We start from the raw sequence: 4,814 nt of genomic DNA on the forward strand, positions 1-4,814 counted from the left end.
AGACCTGACGGCCGCACGTGCAGTGCTGCGGCGACTGACAGCCTCCTCCGGCTGATTGACGAGCTCGATGTGCCGCACACCATCAGTCGCGGCCCCGATCCCCGCTTGGCGGAACGCCAGCACGCGATAGCGGCCGTCGAACGCTGGTTCCAGCACGACTGGCTCCGCCTGCACGAGCGGCTCCGGACGTCGATTGTCGAAAACGTGACCGTGTTTCTCAGCCTGTTCGACTCCGACGCCAACGTCCAGTACGTCTTCTGCCCGGAACAGGCCTGCTACGACCCCGAGGCGAACGCCGACGGCCATCTGGGCCGTCCGCTGCCCCCGTGGCGTGAGCTGCTCGAGCAGGGCAAGGTGTTGGCGCTCAACATGCCGATGTCGGCGAACCCTGGCCTGTCACGGGTCATCGGCACCATGCTGAAGTTGGATTTCCAGCGCGCCGTCCTCAACCGGATTCCGCGCATGGCGGCACACCCGGAACGCTCGTGGCGAGACATTCTCTTCCTCTGCGATGAATACCAGGCCTTTGCCACCGCGGGCGCGGAAAACCCCATCGGCGATGACAAGGCGTTCGCCCTCTCGCGCGAGGCACGGCTGATTCCCATTGTCGCCACGCAATCGATCAGCTCGCTCATCTCCGTGCTGCCGTCGGAGACGTGGCGGACCGTGGTCCAAACGTTCCGCACGAAGCTCTTTCTCACACTGTCGGATGACCTCAGTTTGCAGTACGCCTCAACGCTGTGCGGTCGGACCCCACAGCTCTGGCCCACGTATAGCCTGGGTGAAACCGCGCACGACGCCCACGTGTCCTTGCTGACGGGACACACGAGTGGCGACAAGGCCTCCGTATCCACGAGCAAGTCGTATGGCGTACGCCTCGAACACGCCTTTGAGCCGCGCGTCTTCACCCAGCTGCGCAATGCCCAAGCCGTCGCGCTGGCGTACGACGGCATCAATCCCTTGCCGCCGACGCTGTGCTACCTGAAACCGTATTACCTCGATCGCAGCGTCTCGTACTTTCAACACCTCGCGGACGGCACCCTCTAATGGTCAATACCCTGCGCGACTTGATCGCCCCGTTCCTGCGTCCGATCGCGGCCCTGATCGACGACCCGTCGATCAGCGAGGTCATGGTCGTCCAGACCGAGCACGTCTTCGTGGAGCGCGAGGGGCGCGTCGAAGCCGTGCCTGACATTCGACTCACCGAAGCCAAGCTCACGGCGGCCGTCAAGCACATCGCGCGCTGGCATCATGAAGACATCGGCCCTCACAGGCCCTTGCTGGATACGCGCCTCGACGACGGCTCGCGGGTCGCCATTGCGATGCCGCCGGTGAGTGTGGACGGCATCACGCTGACGATTCGCAAATTCGCAGGCCGAAGGTATACGACACGCGAGCTCGTCGATCTGGGCACACTGACCGAGCCCATGCTCACGAGCGTGGAAGCCGCCATGGCCGCCCGCGAGAACATCCTCATTTCCGGCGGCACGACGACGGGCAAAACGACCATGCTCAACGCCCTGACGGCGCTGCTGCCGCGCCACGAAGTCATTCTCCTGATTGAGGACACCGCGGAGATCTATCTCCCGCACCCGCACCTCGTTCGGTTCGAAGCCCATCACGATGACCACTGCACCGTGACGATTCGCGATCTGGTCCGTGCGAGCCTGCGCCACCGTCCGGACCGATTGATCATCGGTGAGGTCCGCGGCGCCGAAGCGTTTGACTTGTTACAGGCGCTGAATAGCGGTCACCGCGGGACGTTGACCACAATCCACGCCAATTCGGCGCGTACCGCGGTCACGCGACTCGCCTCCTGCGTGCTCACGGCCGGCGAGCACCTGCCGTACGAGGCCATCCTGGCGCACATCGCCGACAGTATTCGCTATCTCCTGCATCTCAGGCGGCGGGATGGTATGCGCTATGCGAGCGAGCTGGTCCGCTTGGATGCCTATCAGTTCGGCACCGGCCAATTCGCGTTTACCACGCTGCACACCCACATGCCACCGGAGACAGGCTCATGATTGCGACAATGCTCCGTCGCGCCTTCGCACCAAGCGATCATGTCGCGGTGATGTTTCTTCACCTGCCCACGGGGCGCATCTGGCAACGCGTCTTGCCGGCACACGCGCTCGCAGAATCGGCGCAGCAGCGTTGGCTCCGCGCGAAGAATGCGCATGGCCATGATGTGTTCGCGAGCCTCAATACGTTCCTGCCCGGCTGCCAGCGGCGCACGAAGGCGCACGTCGTCGCGATCCGCCACCTCTTCCTCGACGTGGATCGCGCCGGTGCACAGGTGCTGCAACAACTCCGCAGTGAGCCGGCCCTGCCCCCGCCGACCTACATCATTGAGACCTCGCGGGGCCGGTTCCAGCTTCTTTGGCGTGTGGATGGCTTCACGCTATCCACGCTCGAAGCGCTCCAGCAGCACCTCGCACGTCGCTTCGGCACTGACCCTGCGGCGATTGACGCGACGCGCTGCTTCAGGCTTCCCGGGCTCTTCAATCACAAGTACGACCCACCCTATTTCGTGCGCCTGCGCGCGGTGGCCGACCCGCATCGCCTCTTCCGTCCGGAAGACTTTCAGTTTTCGGATGCTCCGGTCTCGAGACCCGCTCCGGCTCCGTTGGTGCGCCGGCCCGCGGCACGCGCCTCACTCGACATGCGCACGATCACGCAGTCGCACCGCGATTGGGCGTGGGCACGCCGTCGGCTCGAGGCAGGTGAGCATCCCGAAGACCTCGTCGGCGAGCTCAGTCTGATTCGTGTGAGTAAGCCACAGCCTCGCGATTACGCCGAGCGCACGGTTGACCGCGCATGGGCCGTGACGCGTCTCCGCCGAGGCGCCCACGCTCTTCGTCTCGCAGACGAACTGGCGGCAATGCGGTCGCAGCGGGCCGACCCTGTCGCATACGCGCAGCAGATCGTGAGTCGTGCGGCAGCAGAGATTGCCCTGATGTTGCGCCGGGAGATCCCGACGACCATCAACGAACGAGACGCCGAAAACACCACCGCCACGATGACGCTTGACGCCGATCCGCACGAGGTGTAAGGTGATCATGTTCCAACCTCCTGTGGACCGTCTCACGGCGGCCCACACACTCCCCAAAACCCACCACCGCGGCACACACCGCGTCTGGCTTCAACGCTCGCAGAGCGCTTGTAGGAGGTTCTATGGCAGCGTCAACGCATGCCGGCACAGATGTCATGTTCCGGGACGCCTTGCAACCCGGACCGAAGCTGGCTGACGCAGACCTGATCTTCACCGCCGGCCCGTTGGCTGGCACCCGGCTCGTGGGCTTTGCCGTCTGGAACGGCAGAGACGGGCTCAACGTGAGTCTCCCCAACCGGGCGTTTGAGACGCAGAGCGGACAGACGAAACGCTACGATCTGATCCGCACCGTGGACGACAGCGACTTCACGGGCCTGAAGCGTCTCAAGCAGTGGATCCTGGACGCGTACGAAGCGACGCACCGGGAATAAGGTCACCCTGAAGGCGGGATCACACGATCCCGCCTTCCGCCTTCCACATGCGTTCGCGTGTGGACTCCATTCGCGCATTCCAGACCGCGCGAGCTCCAGGAGGGACCTCCGATGACCGATGCTGCCGTCTCTCGATCGTCCATCACCGCAAGTGCCACGTACTTTCTGTCGGAAGCGGGACGCCGATCCTCGCTCCTGACCGGCGGTACTGGGCGTGCACGCCAGCGCGCCACGCTCACTGTGCCGGCGACCGACATGGAGCTCGTGCACGTCGACCCGCGCGGCCGCGCCTCGCTACGCCTCGCGCCACGCTTCATCCAGCATCCACAGACGGGCCGGTGGCAACGCCTCGACGAGCCGCGGCTCTTTGATCAAATGCCGTCCCCAGAGGAGCTGATCGCGGAAGCGCGTGCGATTCACGACGCTCGGCAGTACTACGACGCGCAACGCGCCGCCGAACGGACCACACGCGACGCGGCGATCCTCGCGGCAAAGACAGCGCTCGCGCAGCAATTCCTCGCGGATTCCCACGCGCGCGCGATACCGTATCCCGCACCGAACAAGATCCGCGCCTGGTTGCCAGGGCCTAACGCCCGGCGGGTGCAGTGCCGCGCCACAGATCCCGAGCCACTCTGCCGCGTCCCGGCTGAAGCCCGGCGGCGCTTTGAGCGTGATCAAGAGGCGCGGCGCGCCGTCAAAGCGCAGCGGCGTACCGACCAGGAGCGACACGAGGAGGCCAAGCGAGCGACGCTCAGCGCCTGGGTCCATGCGCACGGCACCGATGAACAGCGCAGACGGTTCGCCGCGGGCTTACTCCCAGACGAGGACATCCGTGACGCCATCAGCGATCACTTCTTCGCACCCCTGTCGTCATTTCCGTTGTACGCGCTCGATGGCCTCCACCGTCTGCAAGGGCGCCTCCGTGAGGATCCGCGCTACGCACAGGTCGCGATTGCGCCAGAGGAGCTCAGCGTCTCGAGTAGTCAAGCTGCCCACGCGACCCCGGCGCAGTGGCAACGCATGGCGGAGCTCCGTGCCGCGCTCCCTGGTGCGAACGTGTACCTCCGGAAGCACACGATCGCGTGGAAGGCGGACCCAGCCGCGCCGACCGCCTACACGTTCAGTCTTCTGGTCACGTTGAAATTCGGTGCGCTCACCTTGCGACGGGCGTACGCCGCGCCATGTACCGCACATGAGACGGCCTCCGCTCGCGAAGGACATGCGCTCCAGGAAACCACGATGTCGCCTGCGGCTTCGCACGCATAACGCCGCGCACAGATCGCTCTGGAATCTGCAGTATTAGCCATCCCGTGGGCCTTATCACTCGGGCC

5 protein-coding genes are annotated in these 4,814 nt (G+C 65.0%); all 5 read left to right on the plus strand.

What is annotated here, in order from left to right:
• The first annotated feature begins 69 nt into the window (after positions 1 to 69).
• The 5 genes from GEV06_27995 (at position 70) to GEV06_28015 (ending at position 4,749) form a co-directional block, all read left to right on the plus strand.
• Positions 70 to 1,047 (plus strand): TraM recognition domain-containing protein, encoded by a 978-nt coding sequence (locus tag GEV06_27995; protein ID MPZ21701.1) that lies wholly within the window; start codon positions 70 to 72, stop codon positions 1,045 to 1,047.
• Entirely contained in the window at positions 1,047 to 2,024 is a 978-nt protein-coding gene (locus GEV06_28000; protein ID MPZ21702.1) for a CpaF family protein, read from the plus strand. The genes GEV06_27995 and GEV06_28000 overlap by 1 nt, the downstream gene beginning before the upstream one ends.
• The gene (locus GEV06_28005) at positions 2,021 to 3,052 is read left to right on the plus strand and encodes a hypothetical protein (GenBank protein MPZ21703.1); all 1,032 of its coding nucleotides are present in this window, start codon (positions 2,021 to 2,023) and stop codon (positions 3,050 to 3,052) included. Before GEV06_28000 ends, GEV06_28005 begins: the two co-directional genes overlap by 4 nt.
• 122 nt (positions 3,053 to 3,174) lie before the next feature.
• Positions 3,175 to 3,483, plus strand: coding sequence for a hypothetical protein (locus GEV06_28010; protein ID MPZ21704.1), 309 nt, complete (start codon positions 3,175 to 3,177; stop codon positions 3,481 to 3,483).
• A 111-nt stretch (positions 3,484 to 3,594) separates the two neighbouring features.
• Positions 3,595 to 4,749: a hypothetical protein gene (locus GEV06_28015; protein ID MPZ21705.1), complete on the plus strand. Its 1,155-nt coding sequence runs from the start codon at positions 3,595 to 3,597 to the stop codon at positions 4,747 to 4,749.
• Positions 4,750 to 4,814 lie beyond the last annotated feature (65 nt).

Origin of the sequence: Luteitalea sp., assembly GCA_009377605.1 — a bacterium.
Lineage (GTDB): Bacteria > Acidobacteriota > Vicinamibacteria > Vicinamibacterales > Vicinamibacteraceae > WHTT01.

Coding starts and splice junctions, on each gene's coding strand:
- GEV06_28000 (MPZ21702.1), top strand. CDS start 1,047: ATGGTCAATACCCTGCGCGACTTGATCGCCCCGTTCCTGCGTCCGATC.
- GEV06_28005 (MPZ21703.1), top strand. CDS start 2,021: ATGATTGCGACAATGCTCCGTCGCGCCTTCGCACCAAGCGATCATGTC.
- GEV06_28010 (MPZ21704.1), top strand. CDS start 3,175: ATGGCAGCGTCAACGCATGCCGGCACAGATGTCATGTTCCGGGACGCC.
- GEV06_28015 (MPZ21705.1), top strand. CDS start 3,595: ATGACCGATGCTGCCGTCTCTCGATCGTCCATCACCGCAAGTGCCACG.